Genomic DNA, 17,316 nt, shown 5'->3' with positions numbered 1-17,316 from the left:
GAGGTCGTCATGCGGTGGTGGCCTCGGCAAAGGGGCGGACCGTCACGCCGGCCTGCACGAGCCGCTCGCGCACGCGGCGCGCCATCTCGACCGCGCCGGGGCTGTCGCCGTGCACGCAGATCGAATCGGCGCGGATGCGCACCACGCTGCCGTCGATGGCGGTGACGGTGCCTTCGTTGGTCAGGCGCAGCATGCGCTCGGCCACGTCGTGCGCGTCGTGCAGCACGGCGCCGGGTTCGCGGCGCGACACCAGCGTGCCTTGCGGCGTGTAGGCGCGGTCGGCGAAGGCCTCGGCGACCACGCGCAGGCCCTGGGCCTCGGCCCAGCCCACGAGCGGCGAGCCCGCGAGCGCGACGAGCACGAGGCTGGCGTCGATCTCGCGCAGGGCGGCGATCACGTCGCGCGCCTGGCGCTCGTCGTGCGCGATGGTGTTGTACAGCGCGCCGTGCGGCTTCACGTAGCGCACCTCGGTGCCGGCCGCGGCGGCCAGGCCCTTCAGGGCGCCGATCTGGTAGATCACGTCGGCGCGCAGGTCGGCGCTGTCGACGTCCATGTTGCGGCGGCCGAAGCCGACGAGGTCGCGGTAGGCCACGTGGGCGCCCACGGCCACGCCGCGTTCCTTCGCCTGGCGCAGCGTGCGCAGGATGCCCGCGGGGTCGCCGGCGTGGAAGCCGCAGGCCACGTTGGCGCTGCTGACGATGTCGAGCATGGCGGCGTCGTCGCCCATGCGCCAGACGCCGAGGCTTTCGCCGAGGTCACTGTTCAAGTCGATGTTCATCGGGGTCTCCGGCGTGCACCGCACGCCTCAGGAATCAATGCAGCCGGCCGGCGGTTTCGCGCACGTCGTGGCGCACGGTGAGCGCGGTGCGGATCGCCACGCGGAAGGCCTCCACCTGCGCGTCCAGCGCCATGCTCGCCACGCCGGGCTTCGAGGCGGCCTGCTCGGGCAGGTAGGGCACGTGGACGAAGCCGCCGCGCGTGTGCGCCAGCGCCGGGCGCGTCGCAAGCCGGTGCATGAGCGCGTAGAAGATGTGGTTGCACACGAAGGTGCCGGCGCTGTTCGACACGGCCGCGGGCAGGCCCGCCGCGCGCATGTCGCGCACCATGGCCTTGATCGGCAGCGTCGAGAAGTAGGCCGCCGGGCCGTCCCTGACCACGGGCAGGTCGATGGGCTGCTGGCCGGCGTTGTCGGGAATGCGCGCGTCGTCGATGTTCAGCGCGGCGCGCTCCATCGAGATCTCGGTGCGCCCGCCCGCCGCGCCGATGCACAGCACCAGCTGCAATGGCGGGCCGATCAATGCGGCGTCGAGCGTGTCGATGGCGCGGCCGAACACGCAGGGCAGTTGCACCGCCTGCACCACGGCGCCTTCGCAAGCCCAGCCGTCGAGTGCGCGGGCAATTTCCCACGCGGGGTTGACCGGGTCGTTCTCGAAGGGCTCGAAGCCCGCGAGCAGCACGCGGCGTGCCTTGGCATCGGTGGCGGTGGTCATGCGCGGTGCCTCAGCGGAACATCAGGAAGTACAGCAGGAAGATGTTGACCACCAGCAGCGCGGCCGCGGTGGGTATCTGCACCTTGATCACCGCGTTCTTGTCGGGCAGCTCCAGCAGGGCCGCGGGCACGATGTTGAAGTTGGCCGCCATCGGCGTCATGAGCGTGCCGCAGTAGCCCGAGAACATGCCGATGGCCGCCATCACGGCCGGGTCGCCGTGGTACACGCCCACCAGCACCGGCACGCCGACGCCGCCCGTCATCACCGGGAAGGCCGCGAAGCCGTTGCCCATGATGATGGTGAACAGCGCCATGCCCAGCACGTACACGGCCACGGCGACGAAGCGGATGTCCATGTTGATGTAGCTGGTGGTGATGTGCGCCACCGCCTTGCCCACGCCGGCGTCGGAGAACACCAGGCCCAGCATGCCGAGCATCTGCGGCAGCACCACGGCCCAGCCGAGCGCGTCGGTCAGGCGGCGCGACTCGCGCATGCCCTGCACGGGCGTCTCGCGCGTCAGCCAGCAGGCCAGCGCCAGCGCCACCACGCAGCCGATGCCCAGGCTCACCAGCGTGGTGTTCTTGGGGTCGAGCAGCAGCGTGCCGCCGAGCTTGATGTGGCTCATGCCCACGGTGCCGATCACGGTGACCAGCGGAATCGCCAGCGCCGGAATGAACAGCTTGTTGCCCAGGCGCGTGGCGCTGGCCTGGTACTGCTCAGGGGTGGGTTCGCGGTGCTTGCCCGCGCCGACGCCGCGCAGGCCGGCAATGACGGCCATGCCGATCGCACCGGCGCCCACGAGCGCGGGCGGCAGCTTGTCGCCGATCAGGAAGACCAGCGCATAGATGCCCCAGAAGAGCGCGCTGGTGTAGCGCTTGGGATGCTGGCGGTCGGCCAGTGTCATCACGGCCGTGACGGCGAGGATGAAGCCGACCAGGAGGTACAGGTGCTGGATCGAGAGAATCATGATGCTCAGCGTCCTTCCTTGGCGGGCACGGCGGTGGCGGGCACGTCGGCCTCTGCGGCGCCGCCCAGCTCACGGGCCAGCGCCTGGTCGAGCCGGCGCAGGCGCCAGGCGTGGATGATGAAAGCGGCAATGGCCGTCGGGATGCCCCACATCGCGATGTGCAGCGGCTCCACGTCGATGCCCGCTTCGTGCAGGAAGGTGGTCATCAGCACGATGGCGCCGAAGGCCACGAAGATGTCTTCGCCGAAGAACAGGCCCACGTTGTCGGTGGCCGCGGCATAGGCGCGCAGCTTGTGGCGGATGCGGTCGGGCAGCTTGCCGTAGCGCGTCTCGGTGGCGCCTTCGGCCATCGGCGCGAGCAGCGGACGCACCATCTGCGGATGGCCGCCCAGGCTGGTCAGGCCCATGGCCGCGGTGAGTTCGCGCGCCGCGAGGTAGACGATCAGCAGGCGACCGGCGGTGGCCGACTTGATGCGGCTGATCCAGTTCTGCGCGTGCTGGCGCAAGCCGTGGCGCTCCAGCAGGCCGATCACCGCCAGCGGCAGAAGAATGATCAGCGGCAGGTTGCGCGTCTTGATGAAGCCGGTGCCGATGGCCGTGAGGATCGCCATCGGGCCGAAGCCGGCGGCGAACGCCGTCACGATGGCCGTGACGATCACCACCAGCATCGGATTGAAGCGCAGGATGAACCCCGCAATGATCACGGCCACGCCGATCAGCGGCCACAGGGGGACTTCAGGTGTCATGGTTGGTCTTTCGTTGCAATGCAAAACACCGGCGCAGGGGCACCGGTGCGGTCGATTGATGCAAACCTCATGCCAATGAATGAGCAATTCATTTCTTATGAATCACTCATTTCAAACAAGTTGTTGAACAATTTCATGTAGTGTGCCCAACAACAGTACCTGAATACCCCCATGAAAACCCTGAAACGGGCGCGTTTCGGTGCACGGGCGCGGCATGGCACGGGGGCCGTCTGTTACAACGCAGGCTCGCTGCGCCCCTCTCTTTTCCCCTCCGACCGACCGGCATGACCCGACTGGATTCCCCTGCTTCCCCCGCCTCGCCGGCCGCCGGCGCGCTCACGCTCAACGACCGCGTGGCCGAGCTGATCCGCCAGAAGATCGTGAAGGGCGAGTTCTCGCCGGGGCAGCGGCTGTCGGAGGCCGCGCTGGCCGACAGCCTGGAGATTTCGCGCAACACCTTGCGCGAGGTGTTCCGCACGCTGACCAAGGAAGGCCTGCTCAAGCACGCGCCGAACCGCGGCGTGTTCGTGGCGGTGCCGAGCATCGCGTCGATCATCGACATCTACCGCGTGCGCCGGCTCATCGAGTGCCAGGCGCTGGCGCAGGCCTACCCGCGCCACCCCGCCAAGAAGCACATGCGCGAGGCGGTCGAGATGGCGCTGAAATGCCGCGACGCCGGCGACTGGCTCGGCGTGGGCACGGCCAACATGGAGTTCCACAAGGGCATCGTCGAGCTGGCCGACAGCGAGCGGCTCAACGTGCTGTTCGCCCACATCCTGGTCGAGCTGCGGCTGGCCTTCGGGCTGCTGAAAGACCCGGAGTTCCTGCACGCGCCCTACGTGGACATGAACACGAAGCTGCTCGAGCTCATCGAGGCCGGCAAGTTCGCCGAGGGCTCGGCGGCGCTGAACGACTACCTGATCCACTCCGAGCGCATCGTGCTCGCCGTCTACGCGCGGCAGATGACGGACGTGGAATAGGTCGCCCCGGCTTCGCACCGGTGCACCTGCGCGGGGCAAGGTGCTGAAATAATGACCACCCCGCCACACCCGCCGCCGGATGCGCCATGACCCTGTCCGCCTACCTGCTGTTCCTGCCCGCCTGCTTCGCCATCAACATGGCGTTCGGCCCCAACAACCTGCTGTCGGTCACCAACGGCGCGAAGCACGGCGTGTCGCCGGCCGTGATCGCGGCGAGCGGGCGGCTGGTGGCCTTCGCGGTCATGATCGCCATCGCGGGCCTGGGCATGGGCGCGGTGCTGGTGGCCTCGGAGCTGGCCTTCGACGTCATCAAGTACATCGGCGCCGCGTACCTCGTGTGGATCGGCGTCCGGCTGCTGCGCGCGCCGGCGCCGACCGCGCAGGTGCAGGCGCACGAGGCCGCGCCGCCGTCGATGCGTGCGCTGGTGCGCCAGGAGTTCACGGTGGCGGCCGGCAACCCGAAGGCGATCCTGGTGTTCACCGCCTTCTTCCCGCAGTTCGTGGTGCCCGGTGCGTACGCGTCGAGCTACGTGCTGCTGGGCGTGACCTTCCTGGTGTTCGAGCTGGTCGCGATCGCGCTGTATGCACTGCTCGGCGCGCGCATGCGCCGGCTGGCCAACGGCAGCCGCGCGATGCGCTGGTTCAACCGCGTGAGCGGCAGCATGATGGTCGGCTTCGGGCTGATCCTCGCGTTCACGCGCCGTCCTGCTTGAGTGCCCGGCCGCGCGGCGGTCAGCACTCGACGATGTTCACGGCGAGGCCGCCGCGCGAGGTTTCCTTGTACTTGGTCTTCATGTCCGCGCCGGTCTGCATCATGGTCTGGATGACCTTGTCCAGCGACACGAAGTGCGAGCCGTCGCCGCGCAGGGCCATGCGCGCCGCGTTGATGGCCTTCACCGCGCCCATCGCGTTGCGCTCGATGCACGGGATCTGAACCAGCCCGCTGACCGGGTCGCAGGTCATGCCCAGGTTGTGCTCCATGCCGATCTCGGCGGCGTTCTCGACCTGGCCCGGCGTGCCGCCCATCACCGCGGCGAGCGCGCCCGCCGCCATCGAGCAGGCCACGCCGACCTCGCCCTGGCAGCCGACCTCGGCGCCCGACAGCGAGCCGTTCTTCTTGTAGAGGATGCCGATGGCCGCCGCGGTGAGCAGGAACTCGACCACGGCCTCGTCGCCCGCGCCGGGAAAGAAGCGCTGGTGGTAGTGCAGCACCGCCGGAATCACGCCAGCCGCGCCGTTGGTGGGCGCGGTGACCACGCGCCCGCCGGCCGCGTTCTCTTCGTTGACGGCCATGGCGTACAGGTTGACCCAGTCCATCGCCGCGAGCGGGTCGGGCGCGGCCTGCGCCGTGCCGCTGCCCTGCAACTGACCGAACAGGTCGGCCGCGCGCCGCCGCACCTGCATGCGCCCGGGCAGGGTGCCGGTGCTCGCGCAGCCGCGGCGCACGGCGCCGGCCATCGCGTCCCACACCTGCAGCAATTCCGATCGCACCTCGGCCTGCGGTCGCCACTGCGTTTCGTTGGCCATCATCAGCGCGGCAATCGACAGGCCCTGCGCGCGGCATTGCGCCAGCAGTTCCGCACCGGTGTCGAAGGCGAAGGGCAAGGCGGCCGGCGCCGGGCGCTGCACGCCGGCTTCGTTGCGCACGCTCTCGCCCTGTGCATCGACGACGAAGCCGCCGCCGACCGAGAAGTAGTCCGCCTCAGCCAAGGTCTGGCCCTGCGCGTCGAGCGCGATGAAGCGCAGGCCGTTCGGGTGCCGGGGCAGGCTCTTGCGCAGGAAGAGCAGGTGCTCCTTCTCATCGAACGCCACGGTGTGCGTGCCGAGCAGGTGCAGGCGCCGCTCGCGTCGGATGGCCGCGATGGCGGGCTCGATGGTGTCCGGATCGATGCGGTCCGGCCGGTGGCCTGCGAGCCCGAGCAGCACGGCGCGGTCGGTGCCGTGGCCGCGGCCGGTGGCACTCAGCGAGCCGTACAGCTGCGTCACCAGCGCGGCCACCTGCGGCAGCAGGCCTTGCGCTTGCAGCAGGCAGGCGAACTGCCGCGCCGCGATCATCGGCCCGACCGTGTGCGAGCTCGAGGGGCCGATGCCGATCTTGAACAGATCGAAGGCGCTGACCGGCGTCGAAGGCGCCTTCGACGGGCCCGTCACCGCGCCTTCACCGCCAGGTTCCACAGCGCCACGAGCTGCTCGTACTCGGCCGAAGCAGCCTCTTGGTCGAGCGGGAAGACCTTGATGGCGCTCAGGTCGGGCAGCGAGGTGAGCTTGGACACCGCGATGTCGCTGCGCACCGGACGACGGAAGTTCTTCACCAGCAGCTCCTGCTGCGTCTCCTTGCTCAGCAGGCCGTTGTAGAGCGCGACGGCGGCGTCCATGTTCTTCGCGCCCTTCACGATGAACATGCCTTCGGGCGCCAGGTAGCTGCCTTCGGTGGGATAGACCAGCTTGATCTCCTTCTGGCCGCCCGCCACGTACTCCTGCGCCGCGTACTCGATGGTCAGGCCCACCGGGTACTCGCCGGCGGCCACGCCCTTGTAGGTGCTTCCCGACGAGGCGGTGACGACCGCGTTGGCCGCCAGCTTGCCCAGGCCGTCGCGGCCGAACTGCTTGAGCAGGCCGTACACCAGCATGTAGGCCGTGGCGCTCTTGCTCGGGTCGGTGATGGCGAACTTGCCCTTCCATTCGGGGCGCATCAGGTCCGACCAGGTCTTGGGCGCGGGCATGCCCTTGAGCTGGCGCTCGTTGACCATCATCACCATGACGTGCACGTTGGTGCCGACCCACAGGTCGTTCGGGCCGCGGAAGGCCGCGGGCACGGCCGCGAGGTCGGGCGACTTGTAGGGCGCCATCTGGTCCTTGTAGGCGCCCAGCGTGCCAAAGCCGCCGCTCCACAGCACGTCGCCGCGCGGGTTCTTGGCCTCGGCCTGGATGCGCTTCATCAGCGTGCCGGTGCCGCCCGTGACCTGCTGCACCGTGAGCCCGGGCGTCTTCTTCTTGACCACGGCCAGCGCGGTCTCGACGGTCTCGGTGTTGTTGGACGAATAGAGCACCACCGTCTGCGCACCTGCAACACCTGCCGTGAAGGCCAGGGTCGCGAACGCGCATTTCGCCAGGGACTTGAAGGACATGAAAACCTCGCAGGTTGAAGTGAATGGGTGGGTCATTTGCTGGAGAAGAGGTTGATGCGGAACACCTTGATCGCCACCACGATGGGCAGCAGGATCACGCTGACCAGCGCCGCGCCGTAGGCCGAGGCCAGGCCCAGGCGGCCGCCGTCGACCTGGCGGAAGATGGCGATGGGCATGGTCTCCAGGCCGCCCGTGTAGACCACGATGGAGGCCGACAGCTCCGAGATCGTGGTCACCCACATCAGGATGGCGGCCGAGATGATCGAGGCCTTCATGGCCGGCAGCAGCACCTTGAAGAAGGTCTTCAGCGGCGACACACCCAGGCTGATCGACGCCTCCTCGATGGAGTCCGAGATGTTGAACAGCGTCGACGACGCGTTGCGCACCGCGAAGGGCAGGCGGCGCACCGTGTAGCACAGCACCATGATCCCCGAGGTGCCCGCCAGCACCAGCCAGCCGGTGTTGAAGGTCTGCACCAGCGCAATGCCCAGCACCGTGCCCGAGATGGTCAGCGGCAGCACCACGATGTAGTCGAGCAGCTGCGTGAAGGGGTTGCGCTTCTTGATCGTCAGGTAGCTCACGAGCACCGCGAAGGCCACGCCCACCACGGTGGCCATCGAGGCGAACTTCAGCGAGTTGATGATCGGCTCGGGCGCGCCGCGCAGCGCGCGTTCCAGGCTGGACAGCGACCACTGGCCCCAGCGCATCACGGGCCCGCTGGTCTCGGTGAAGGCGCCCACGAAGACGATGAGCAGCGGCAGCATCGACAGCACGATGATCACGCCCACGCTGAGCGTGTAGAACACCGCCGCGCCCGAGCGCACGCGCACCACGGCGGGCGCGCGGCCCTGCGTCATCGTGTAGATCTTGCGTTCGACCACGCGCTTCTGGAAGAACAGCACGATGGCCACGATGCCGATGGACACCACCGACATCGCGCTTTGCAGCGTGGGGCTGCCACCCATCTCGCCGACGAAGGCGTTGTACGTCATGACCGACAGCAGCGGCACGCTGCTGCCCAGCACCACCGACAGCGCGAAGTTGCCCACCACCAGCGTGAACACCACCAGCGCATTGACCAGCACCGCCGGCAGGATCACCGGCACCAGCACGCGCAGCTTGGTCACCAGCGGCGAGGTGCCCAGGCTCAGGCCGGCTTCCTCCAACTGACCGTCGAAGCCGCGCAGCGCGGCCAGCACGCCCAGGTAGATGTAGGTGTAGTAGACCAGCGTCATGGAGAACACCATGCCGGTCCAGCCGTAGAAGGTCGGCAGCGTGATGCCCGCGCCCGCGAGCAGGTTGGTCACCAGCCCGTTGTTGCCCAGCAGCAGCAGCCACGACTGGCCCACGATGATCTCGGGGATCACGATGGTCATGATCGGCAGCACCGCCACCAGGTTCTTCAGCGGGAAGTCGTAGCGCGCCACCATGTACGCGAAGGGCACGCCCACGGCCACGGTGCAGGCCGTGACCGACACGCCGAGCACCAGCGTGTTGCGGAACGCGAGCAGGTATTCGCTGTCCTGCAGCAAGGTGATGAAGCCGGACAGCGAGAACGCGCCCGACTCGTCACGCACGCTGTTCACGAACAGCGTGCCCAGCGGGTAGAACACGAAGAACAGCAGCAGCACGAGGCTGAGCAGGGTCAGGAAACCCCAGGGCCACCAGTTGATTTTCATGGCGTGCGTGTCCGTTCAGGCAGCGACGACGCGGCTGTCGGCCGGCACCAGCACCTGCACCGCATCGCCGGCCTGGAAGTCGGCCACCATGTTGCCGGCATGCAGCTCGACGCGGATCTCCGACTGGTCGTGCAGCCGGATGCGGTAGGCGGTCTTGAAGCCCAGGTACTGGCGGCGCAGCACCTCGCCCGCGATGGCGTTGGGCACATGGGGCGCGGGCGCCATCAGCGACAGCGCCTCGGGGCGCGCGATGAGGATGCCCTGCGCGCCCAGCGCGGCACCGCCCTGCATGCCGTCCAGTTGCTGGCCGCACAACTGGTAGCGCACATGCGACGCGGCCCCGCCGGCGGACTCGGCCGGCACCGGGATCACGTTGGCCGAGCCGATGAAGTCCGCCACGTAGGCGTTCACCGGCGTGCCGTACAGCTCTTCGGGCGTGCCCAGCTGCGCGATGCTGCCGCGGTCCATGATGGCGATGCGGTCGGACATGGCCAGCGCTTCTTCCTGGTCGTGCGTGACGAACACGGTGGTGATGCCGGCCTCGCGCACGAGGTCGAGGATCACGTCGCGCATCTGCAGGCGCATCTTGGCGTCGAGGTTGGACAGCGGCTCGTCCATCAGCAGCACGCGCGGGCGGATCACCAGCGCGCGCGCCAGCGCCACGCGCTGGCGCTGGCCGCCGCTCATCTGCGCGGGGTAGCGGTCGGCCAGTGCCAGCAGGCTCACCTTGTCCAGCGCCTCGTTGACGCGCCGGGCGATCTCGGCCTTGGGCACCTTGCGCGCACGCAGGCCATAGGCCACGTTGTCGAAGGCCGTCTTGTCGGGGAACAGCGCGTAGTCCTGGAACACCATGCCGATGTCGCGGTGGTGGGTGGACACGCGCGTCACGTCGTCCTTGTCGAAAAGAATGCGCCCGCCGTCGGGCTCGTTGAAGCCCGCGATGCAGCGCAGCAGGGTCGTCTTGCCGCAGCCGCTGGGGCCCAGCAGGGTGTAGAAGGCGCCATCGGGCACATGCAGCGACAGGTTCTGCAGCACCGTCTGGTTGGCGAACTGCTTCACGACGTTGTCGATGGTGATGGAAGCCATGTCTCTTGTTCAGGGTGGAAGGAAGCGCGATGCTAGGTGCGCCCTCCACACGCCACCAGCCGTATTTTTTAAGGCGGCCGGTTAGTTTTTCTGCAGGCTTCCCGGTCTACGATGCGCGCCGGCCTCCAACCCCGGGCGGCACGCAACCGAACACGAAAAGAACATGAGGAAGACAAGCCCGCTCGCCAAGGTACGCATGTGGTGACCCGACGCCTCCCCCCTTTGAAGGCGCTGCGCGCCTTCGAAGCGGCGGCGCGCCATGCCAACTTCACCGCGGCCGCCGACGAACTCAGCATCACGCACAGCGCCGTCAGCCAGCAGATCCGCCTGCTGGAGGACTACCTGGGCCAGCCGCTGTTCGCGCGCGAGGCCCGCGGCGCGACGCTGCTGCCCCATGCGCGCGACTACTTCGCCGAGGTGCAGGCCAGCCTGGACCGCATCGCCAGCGCCACGGCCGCGCTGAAGTCGCCCCACCAGCGCGCCAGCCTGCGCGTGTGCACCACGCCCTCGCTGGCGATGAAGTGGCTCATCCCGCGGCTGGCCGGCTTCCAGGCCCTGGCGCCGCAGACCGACGTGCAGCTGTCGACCCTGGGCCGGCAGTTCTTCGACCAGGCCGAGGCCGGCAGCGACGTGCTGATCCGCCGCATTCCCATGCAGCGCCCCGACCACACCTGCGTGCGCTGCCTGGACGACCACCTCGTGGCCGTGGCGTCGCCGCGCTTCATCGAGCGGCACCGCATCGCCAGCATGGCCGACTGCCTGGGCCACCCGCTGCTGCAGGCCGCCGGCGAAGTGGAGAACTGGCCGCGCTGGTTCGAGCTGGCCGGCGTGCGCGTGCCGCCCCAGCTGCCCGGCCCCGTGTTCGACCACCAGTTTCTTTGCATGCAGGCCGCCATGAACGACCTGGGGCTCGCGCTGGCGCCCTGGTGCCTGCTCGAGGAAGACATCCGCGCCGACCGGTTGCGCCTGGTGTTTCCCGAACCGCGCCTGCCGGCTTCGGGCGTCTACGCGCTGTACCGCACCGAAGGGCCGGTGGCCGCGCTGGCACGGCAGTTCGTCGACTGGCTCGGCACGCAGCACTGGAACGCGGGAAGCCCCACCCCATGACCACCATGCTCACTCTTCCTCCCCTGCGGCTGTCGGACTTCAAGCTGATCGCCTTCGACATGGACTCGACGCTGATCGACATCGAGACGGTCGACGAGATCGCCGACATCGCGGGCTGCGGCCCCGAGGTCGCAGCCATCACCGAGGCCACGATGCGCGGCGAGATCACCGACTACAAGGACAGCCTGCGCCGGCGCGTGGCCCTGCTGCGCGGCGTGCCGCTGTCGGCGCTGCAGGCCGTGTACGACCAGCGCCTGCACCTGAACCCCGGCGCCGAGACGCTGATCGCCGCGTGCAAGCAGGCCGGCCTGCGCGTCGTGCTGCTGAGCGGCGGCTTCACCTTCTTCACCGACCGGCTGCGCGATCGATTGAAGCTGGACGACACGCGCTCCAACGTGCTGGAGATCGAAGACGGCCGGCTCACCGGTCGCATGCTGCCCCAGCCCTGGGGCGACATCTGCGACGGCGAGGCCAAGAAGGACAAGCTGCTCGAATGCTGCCGCGCGATGGGCATATCGCCGGCCCGGGCCATCGCCGTGGGCGACGGCGCGAACGACCTGCCGATGATGCGCGTGGCGGGGCTGTCCGTGGCCTACCACGCCAAGCCCCTGGTGCGCGAGGCCGCCATGCTGTCGATCGACGAGGGCGGGCTCGACCGGCTGCTCGACCTGCTCAAGCCTTGAGGTATTCGGCCTTGGTGCCGAGCCAGCGGTCGATGTGGCGCTGCGCCAGCTCGGGGTGCTTCTGCAGCATCACCGGCGCGAGCTCGCGCGCCCAGTCGAGCAACAGCGTGTCGGTCGCGAGGTCGGCAAAGCGCAGCAGCGGTGCGCCCGACTGGCGTGCGCCGAGGAACTCGCCGGGGCCGCGGATCTCGAGGTCGCGCCGCGCGATCTCGAAACCGTCGCCGGTCTCGGCCATGGCCTTGAGCCGCGCGCGCGCCGCCTCGCCCACGCGGCCGCTGTCGCCCGGCGCATAGAGCAGCACGCAGGCCGAGGCCGCCGCGCCGCGCCCCACGCGCCCGCGCAACTGGTGCAGCTGCGAGAGGCCGAAGCGCTCGGCGTGCTCGATCACCATCAGCGAGGCGTTGGGCACGTCCACGCCCACTTCGATCACCGTGGTGCTCACCAGCACCTGGATTTCGTTCGCGGTGAAGGCCGCCATCACCGCCTGCTTCTCGGCCGTGGGCATGCGCGAATGCAGCAGGCCGACCTGGATGTGGTCGCCCAGCGTGCCCGCGAGTTCGTCGCGCGTTTCGGTGGCGTTGCGCAGGTCGACCGCCTCGCTTTCCTCGATCAGCGGGCAGACCCAGTAGACCTGTCGGCCCTGCGAAATCTGCGCCTGGATGCGGTCGATGACCTCGTCGCGCCGGTGGTCGGCCACCAGCTTGGTGACGATGGGCGTGCGGCCGGGCGGCAGCTCGTCGAGCGTGGAGACGTCGAGGTCGGCGTAGTAGCTCATCGCAAGCGTGCGGGGAATCGGCGTGGCGCTCATCATCAGCAGATGCGGTTCGAGATGACCGCCGGCCTTGCCGCGCAATGCAAGACGCTGCGCGACGCCGAAGCGGTGCTGCTCGTCGATGATGGCCAGCGCCAGGTTCTTGAAGCGCACCTTCTCCGAGATGACCGCGTGCGTGCCGATGACCAGCGCGGCCTCGCCGCTCTCGACGGCGGCCGACATCTCGTCGCGTTCCTTCTTCTTCTGGCTGCCCGTGAGCCAGGCCACGCGCAGGCCGCGTTCGGCCAGCAGCGGGTCGAGCCAGCCGACCAGCTTGCCGAAGTGCTGGGCCGCGAGGATTTCGGTGGGCGCCATCAGCGCGCACTGGAAGCCCGCGTCGATGCAGCGCGCCGCGGCCAGCGCCGCGACCACGGTCTTGCCCGAGCCCACGTCGCCCTGCAGCAGGCGGTGCATCGGGATCTGGCGGTGCAGGTCGGCCGTGATCTCCTCGCCCACGCGCTGCTGTGCGCCGGTGAGGCCGAAGGGCAGCACGGCGAGCAACTGCGCATGCAGCGAACTCGCCGCCGCGTCGGTGGACGCAGGCAGCACCGGCGCGCGCTGCGCCGCGCGCTCCAGCCGCGCCTGCAGCTGCGAGAGCTGCTGCGCCAGCAGCTCCTCGGCCTTGATGCGCTGCCACGCCGGGTGGCTGTGGTCTTCCAGCGCGGCGATCGACACGTCGGGCGTCGGGTAGTGCAGGAAGCTCAGCGCGCTGCGCAGGTCCCACGCGCCGCGCAGGCCGATCTGCACCGGAATCGTCTCGTCGAGCAGCGCGCGCGCCAGGCCCGAGCGCACCTCGCGCCGCAGCACCGGCTGCGCGAGCCCGGCCACGGTCGAGTACACCGGCGTGAGCGCGTTGGGCAGCGCCGTGCCGGCCGCCTTGACGGTCGGGTGCATGATCTGCCGCCCCACGAAACCACCGCGCATCTCGCCGCGCACGCGCACCTTGGCGCCCACCGCGAGCTGCTTTTGCTGCGACGGATAGAAGTTGAAGAAACGCAGCTGGCAGGTGTCGGAGCCGTCGTCGATGGTGGCGATGAGCTGGCGGCGCGGGCGGTACACCACCTCGCACTCGGTGACCACACCCTCGACCTGCGCCATGTCGCCGTCGCGCGTGTCGACCAGCCGCACGATGCGCGTCTCGTCCTCGTAGCGCATCGGCAGGTAGAGCGCGAAGTCGATGTCGCGCACGAGGCCGAGCTTGCGCAGCGCGCGCTGCACGAGGCTCAGGCCGGTGCCGGGCGGTTGCGCCGGCGCGGCGGGGGGAGTCGGTTCTTTCTTGGCGGGCACGGACAAGGCTTCTAGCGTGGACGGCAAAGGTCCGTCAAGGCGCTGCGGGCATCGGGGAACATGAACTGGAAGCCGCTGCGCAGCAGCTGCGCCGGCACCACGCGCTGGCCTTCGAGCAGCAGGTCGGCCTGCTCGCCGAGCAGCAGCTTCACGGGCGCGGCGGGCGTGGGCATCCAGCAGGGGCGGTGCAGCACGCCGGCGGCGACGCGGGTGAAGGCCTCCTGGCTCACTGCACCCGGCGCGGTGACGTTGAAGGCCTGCGCGGCGACAGGGTCGGTGGCGGACTCCGTCATCGTCCACACATGCGCGATGGCGCGGATCAGGTCATGCACATGCACCCACGACAGCCACTGCCGCCCGCTACCCAGGCGCCCGCCCATGCCCAGCTGCACCGGCATCAGCAGCTGCGGCAGCGAGCCCTGGTGGCCCAGCACGAAGCCGAAGCGCAGGCAGGCCACGCGAACGCCGTGCGCCACGGCCGCGTGCGCGGCCTGCTCCCAGCGCTGGCACAGCGTCGACATGAAGATGTCCTGCGGCGGCGCGTCTTCGGCGAGCTCGGTGGCGTCGCCCTGCGGCTGCACGCCGTAATAGCCGATGGCGGAGCCCGAGAGCAGCAGCCACGGCTTGCGCGGGCGCGTGGCGATCCACGCGACGAGCTGCTGCGTCAACCCTTCGCGGCTTCGCAGCAGTTGCTGCTGGCGCCTTGCGCTCCAGCGCTGGCCGAGGATGCGTGCGCCCGCGAGGTTGACGACCACGTCGATGGCGTCCGCAGCGGGAATCTGGTCGAGCGACTGCACGCAGCGCACCGCGCCGCCAAAGCCCCAGGCGGCGCCGCGCGCGTCGCGCGTCCACACCGTCACCGCATGGCCGTCGGCCAGCAAGTGGCGCACGAGGATCTGGCCGATGAAGCCGGTGCCGCCCGTCACCAGCACCTGCTGCGGTGTCGTGCCGAACCGCACCGGGGCCTCGACAGCGCGTACCTGCGCCTGCTTCTGCTGCTTGAACAGGGCGCGCGCTGCGAAGCCGTCGCGCAGGCCCGAGATACCGACACCCACGCCGCACAGCGCCAGGAAGGCGCTGAGCCAGCCGTGTGGCTGCCACACCATCGCCGTCGGTTGCGCTGCCCAGCCGACCGCGCTCATCGCCAGCAGCGCGATGAACGCGCCGGCGTTGATGGCCAGCACTGTGTGCGTCACGCGCTCGGTGGGCGGCAGCAGGCGGCTGCCGTCTTCGACCACGAAGTCCCACAGCGTGAGCACGATCTCGACGCCGAACACCACGAGCAGCACCCACGCCCACGCGCCGTGCCAGGCCCACGCCGACAGCCCGAGGAACAGCGCGCAGTAGATCGACGAGCGCGTGGCATGGATCGCCAGCTCGCGACCCGCCGTGCCGCGGCGCGGCAGGGCCTCGGTGCCTTCGTGGTGGTAGAGCGTGTCGAAGGCGCCCAGCGCGCCTTGCGCCGCCATGAGCTGCAGGGCCAGCAGGTGCGTGTCGATCATGCGGACACCGCCTGCGGCTCCGGCACTTCCTCGAACACGCCGACCTGCGTGAAGGTGGTGCCCATGAGGCAGTGGCGGATCTCGATACGGATGTTGAAACGCTCGGGCGTCTCGTTGTGGTGCCAGAGGAAGGTCTTGCCCGGCGTGAACAGGCCCGGCAGCGGAATGCGCCAGCCGAACACCTCCCAGAAATAGCCATCGCTCTGGAAATGCAGGCTGCCGCTGGGCTCCACGCTCAGCACCAGCTTCATGCCCAACCCCATGCCGACGTACTCGAGCACCTCGCCGCGCTCGCTCTCGCGCATGAAGCTGGTGAACTGGATGGGCTTGCGGTCGTGCAGGCGGTAGATGCGCTGCTTGTAGATGGCCGGGTCGTCGGGCCGGGCGTAGACCTGGATCTCGACCGGGAAGTGGCTGTCGCTGTAGGGGATCAGCGCACCCTGGATCATCGGCTGCGTGAGGTGCCCCAAGAGCTTGCCGAAGCGCGAGCAGCGCAGCTCGCTGAGCGCGCCCAGGTAGTGCAGCGCCTTGCCCGGCAGGGGGTTCTTGTCGAAGCGCCGGCGGATGTCGGGGTGCAGGCCCATCCAGGCGCCGCCGAGGATCTTCTTGAAGAGCTCGCCTTCGGAAGGAGGGGCGGGGGACGGCGTGACACGCGCGACGGAAGAATCGACCATGCGTCGATTCTGCCTCGGCAACCCCCGGCGGCGCCCGTGATTCCGGGCCATGGGACAATCGCCGCTCTCCGCCTTTTTCTCTTTCCCATGCCTCCTTGGCACGGGCCCGTCCGGCCCTCAAGCACCATGCGCGCCTTCACGCTTTCCGATTTCGATTTCCATCTGCCGCCCGAGCTGGTGGCACAACACCCGGCCACCGAACGCACCGCCTCCCGTCTGCTCGACGGCACAGGCCCCGCCCCGGCCGACCGCATCTTCAAGGAACTGCCCTCGCTGCTGCGCGCGGGCGACCTGCTGGTCTTCAACGACACGCGCGTGGTCAAGGCGCGCCTGTTCGGCGAGAAGCCGACCGGCGGCAAGCTCGAGCTGCTGGTCGAGCGCGTGCTGCAGGGCCACGAGGTGGTCGCGCACATGAAGGTCAGCAAGAAGCCGCCCGTGGGCACCACGCTCGAGATGGTCGGCGGCTTTCGCGCCACGCTGCTGGGCCGCTGGCCCGAGGAAGACGGCGCGCTGTTCCGCTTCGGCTTCGAGAGCGACGCGGGCGAAGACCCGTATGCGCTGATGCAGCGCTGCGGCCACGTGCCGCTGCCGCCCTACATCACGCACACCGATTCGGCCGACGACGAAAGCCGCTACCAGACCGTGTTCGCGCGCGTGCCCGGCGCCGTGGCCGCGCCGACCGCCGCACTGCATTTCGACGAGGGCCTGCTGGCCGAGCTCGAAGCGCGCGGCGTGCAGCGCGCCAACGTCACGCTGCACGTGGGCGCCGGCACCTTCCAGCCGGTGAAGACCGAGAACATCGCCGAACACACGATGCACGCCGAGCGCTACGAAGTGCCCGAGGCCACGCAGCGCGCCATTGCCGAATGCAAGGCACGCGGCGGGCGCGTGGTCGCCGTGGGCACGACCACCGTGCGCACGCTCGAGTCGTGGGCGAAAAGCGGCGAGGCCACGGGCGACACGCGCATCTTCATCACGCCGGGCTTCGCCTTCGCGCACGTCGACGTGCTGGTGACCAACTTCCATTTGCCCAAGAGCACGCTGATGATGCTGGTCTCGGCCTTCGCGGGCTACGAGCGCGTGATGGCGCTGTACGCCCACGCCATTGCCAACGGCTACCGCTTCTTCAGCTACGGCGATGCCATGCTGCTCGCACGCACCCAGGACTGAACGACA

16 protein-coding genes are annotated in these 17,316 nt (G+C 69.3%); 5 read left to right on the top strand and 11 right to left on the bottom strand.

The annotated features are described in order from the left end of the window. Positions 1-7: 7 nt before the first annotated feature. Genes AC1RLW_RS22285 through AC1RLW_RS22270 form a run of 4 tightly spaced genes read right to left on the bottom strand, consistent with a single transcriptional unit; the run spans position 8 to position 3,203 of the window. Positions 8-778 (bottom strand): LamB/YcsF family protein, encoded by a 771-nt coding sequence (locus tag AC1RLW_RS22285; protein WP_493195104.1) that lies wholly within the window; start codon positions 776-778, stop codon positions 8-10. 34 nt (positions 779-812) lie between these two features. Further along, the gene (gene pcp / locus AC1RLW_RS22280; RefSeq protein WP_493195103.1) at positions 813-1,490 is read right to left on the bottom strand and encodes a pyroglutamyl-peptidase I; all 678 of its coding nucleotides are present in this window, start codon (positions 1,488-1,490) and stop codon (positions 813-815) included. Positions 1,491-1,500: 10 nt separating this feature from the next. Continuing rightward, positions 1,501-2,457, bottom strand: a complete 957-nt coding sequence (locus AC1RLW_RS22275; RefSeq protein WP_095950363.1) for a DUF979 domain-containing protein — start codon at positions 2,455-2,457, stop codon at positions 1,501-1,503. Positions 2,458-2,462: 5 nt separating this feature from the next. Beyond that, positions 2,463-3,203, bottom strand: coding sequence for a DUF969 domain-containing protein (locus AC1RLW_RS22270; protein WP_062477421.1), 741 nt, complete (start codon positions 3,201-3,203; stop codon positions 2,463-2,465). 284 nt (positions 3,204-3,487) lie between these two features. On the opposite strand from AC1RLW_RS22270, the gene AC1RLW_RS22265 reads away from it, so the two are divergent. Both AC1RLW_RS22265 and AC1RLW_RS22260 read left to right on the top strand, forming a co-directional pair. After that, positions 3,488-4,183, top strand: a complete 696-nt coding sequence (locus AC1RLW_RS22265; protein ID WP_390347919.1) for a GntR family transcriptional regulator — start codon at positions 3,488-3,490, stop codon at positions 4,181-4,183. A gap of 86 nt (positions 4,184-4,269) precedes the next feature. Then, positions 4,270-4,896, top strand: coding sequence for a LysE family translocator (locus AC1RLW_RS22260; RefSeq protein ID WP_159279239.1), 627 nt, complete (start codon positions 4,270-4,272; stop codon positions 4,894-4,896). 19 nt (positions 4,897-4,915) lie between these two features. Here AC1RLW_RS22260 and AC1RLW_RS22255 read toward each other — a convergent pair whose 3' ends face one another. Genes AC1RLW_RS22255 through AC1RLW_RS22240 form a run of 4 tightly spaced genes read right to left on the bottom strand, consistent with a single transcriptional unit; the run spans position 4,916 to position 10,076 of the window. Continuing rightward, on the bottom strand, positions 4,916-6,358 hold the full coding sequence (locus AC1RLW_RS22255; RefSeq protein WP_493195100.1) for an L-serine ammonia-lyase: 1,443 nt from the start codon (positions 6,356-6,358) through the stop codon (positions 4,916-4,918). Next, the gene (locus AC1RLW_RS22250; RefSeq protein ID WP_070063193.1) at positions 6,331-7,311 is read right to left on the bottom strand and encodes an ABC transporter substrate-binding protein; all 981 of its coding nucleotides are present in this window, start codon (positions 7,309-7,311) and stop codon (positions 6,331-6,333) included. The genes AC1RLW_RS22255 and AC1RLW_RS22250 overlap by 28 nt, the downstream gene beginning before the upstream one ends. 32 nt (positions 7,312-7,343) lie before the next feature. Beyond that, on the bottom strand, positions 7,344-8,990 hold the full coding sequence (locus tag AC1RLW_RS22245) for an ABC transporter permease (protein WP_062477436.1): 1,647 nt from the start codon (positions 8,988-8,990) through the stop codon (positions 7,344-7,346). Between the two features lie 15 nt (positions 8,991-9,005). Further along, positions 9,006-10,076: an ABC transporter ATP-binding protein gene (locus AC1RLW_RS22240; RefSeq protein ID WP_493195097.1), complete on the bottom strand. Its 1,071-nt coding sequence runs from the start codon at positions 10,074-10,076 to the stop codon at positions 9,006-9,008. A gap of 198 nt (positions 10,077-10,274) precedes the next feature. Here AC1RLW_RS22240 and AC1RLW_RS22235 point away from each other — a divergent pair, with 198 nt between their 5' ends. Together AC1RLW_RS22235 and serB are read left to right on the top strand one after the other, a co-directional pair. Beyond that, entirely contained in the window at positions 10,275-11,183 is a 909-nt protein-coding gene (locus tag AC1RLW_RS22235) for a LysR substrate-binding domain-containing protein (RefSeq protein ID WP_223301447.1), read from the top strand. Continuing rightward, a complete protein-coding gene (gene serB / locus AC1RLW_RS22230) occupies positions 11,180-11,866 on the top strand; it encodes a phosphoserine phosphatase SerB (RefSeq protein WP_493195096.1) in 687 nt (228 codons plus the stop codon). The genes AC1RLW_RS22235 and serB overlap by 4 nt, the downstream gene beginning before the upstream one ends. Here serB and recG read toward each other — a convergent pair. The 3 genes from recG to AC1RLW_RS22215 are packed head-to-tail and all read right to left on the bottom strand — an operon-like array spanning position 11,856 to position 16,140. Then, positions 11,856-13,964, bottom strand: coding sequence for an ATP-dependent DNA helicase RecG (gene recG, locus AC1RLW_RS22225; protein ID WP_493195095.1), 2,109 nt, complete (start codon positions 13,962-13,964; stop codon positions 11,856-11,858). The two genes, serB and recG, sit on opposite strands and share 11 nt — an antisense overlap. An 11-nt stretch (positions 13,965-13,975) precedes the next feature. Continuing rightward, positions 13,976-15,466 carry a TIGR01777 family oxidoreductase gene (locus AC1RLW_RS22220; protein ID WP_493195094.1) on the bottom strand — a complete coding sequence of 497 codons (1,491 nt, stop codon included), beginning with the start codon at positions 15,464-15,466 and terminating at the stop codon, positions 13,976-13,978. Further along, complete coding sequence (locus AC1RLW_RS22215) at positions 15,463-16,140, bottom strand: DUF4166 domain-containing protein (protein WP_493195093.1); 678 nt, start codon at positions 16,138-16,140, stop codon at positions 15,463-15,465. The genes AC1RLW_RS22220 and AC1RLW_RS22215 overlap by 4 nt, the downstream gene beginning before the upstream one ends. A 126-nt stretch (positions 16,141-16,266) precedes the next feature. On the opposite strand from AC1RLW_RS22215, the gene queA reads away from it, so the two are divergent. Next, positions 16,267-17,310 (top strand): tRNA preQ1(34) S-adenosylmethionine ribosyltransferase-isomerase QueA, encoded by a 1,044-nt coding sequence (queA, locus tag AC1RLW_RS22210; RefSeq protein WP_095747235.1) that lies wholly within the window; start codon positions 16,267-16,269, stop codon positions 17,308-17,310. Positions 17,311-17,316 lie beyond the last annotated feature (6 nt).

The sequence above is a fragment of the Variovorax sp. GW822-FHT04A09 genome, assembly GCF_058801005.1.
Note: the sequence above shows the minus strand (reverse complement) of the source record. Positions and strands in the feature narration are given on the sequence as shown.

Bases quoted from the DNA above. Each gene is read 5' to 3' on its own strand.
- queA (WP_095747235.1), top strand. From the start codon at position 16,267: ATGCGCGCCTTCACGCTTTCCGATTTCGATTTCCATCTGCCGCCCGAG.
- pcp (WP_493195103.1), bottom strand. From the start codon at position 1,490: ATGACCACCGCCACCGATGCCAAGGCACGCCGCGTGCTGCTCGCGGGC.
- AC1RLW_RS22215 (WP_493195093.1), bottom strand. From the start codon at position 16,140: ATGGTCGATTCTTCCGTCGCGCGTGTCACGCCGTCCCCCGCCCCTCCT.
- AC1RLW_RS22220 (WP_493195094.1), bottom strand. From the start codon at position 15,466: ATGATCGACACGCACCTGCTGGCCCTGCAGCTCATGGCGGCGCAAGGC.
- AC1RLW_RS22265 (WP_390347919.1), top strand. From the start codon at position 3,488: ATGACCCGACTGGATTCCCCTGCTTCCCCCGCCTCGCCGGCCGCCGGC.
- serB (WP_493195096.1), top strand. From the start codon at position 11,180: ATGACCACCATGCTCACTCTTCCTCCCCTGCGGCTGTCGGACTTCAAG.
- AC1RLW_RS22245 (WP_062477436.1), bottom strand. From the start codon at position 8,990: ATGAAAATCAACTGGTGGCCCTGGGGTTTCCTGACCCTGCTCAGCCTC.
- AC1RLW_RS22275 (WP_095950363.1), bottom strand. From the start codon at position 2,457: ATGATTCTCTCGATCCAGCACCTGTACCTCCTGGTCGGCTTCATCCTC.
- AC1RLW_RS22285 (WP_493195104.1), bottom strand. From the start codon at position 778: ATGAACATCGACTTGAACAGTGACCTCGGCGAAAGCCTCGGCGTCTGG.
- AC1RLW_RS22260 (WP_159279239.1), top strand. From the start codon at position 4,270: ATGACCCTGTCCGCCTACCTGCTGTTCCTGCCCGCCTGCTTCGCCATC.
- AC1RLW_RS22270 (WP_062477421.1), bottom strand. From the start codon at position 3,203: ATGACACCTGAAGTCCCCCTGTGGCCGCTGATCGGCGTGGCCGTGATC.
- AC1RLW_RS22250 (WP_070063193.1), bottom strand. From the start codon at position 7,311: ATGTCCTTCAAGTCCCTGGCGAAATGCGCGTTCGCGACCCTGGCCTTC.
- AC1RLW_RS22240 (WP_493195097.1), bottom strand. From the start codon at position 10,076: ATGGCTTCCATCACCATCGACAACGTCGTGAAGCAGTTCGCCAACCAG.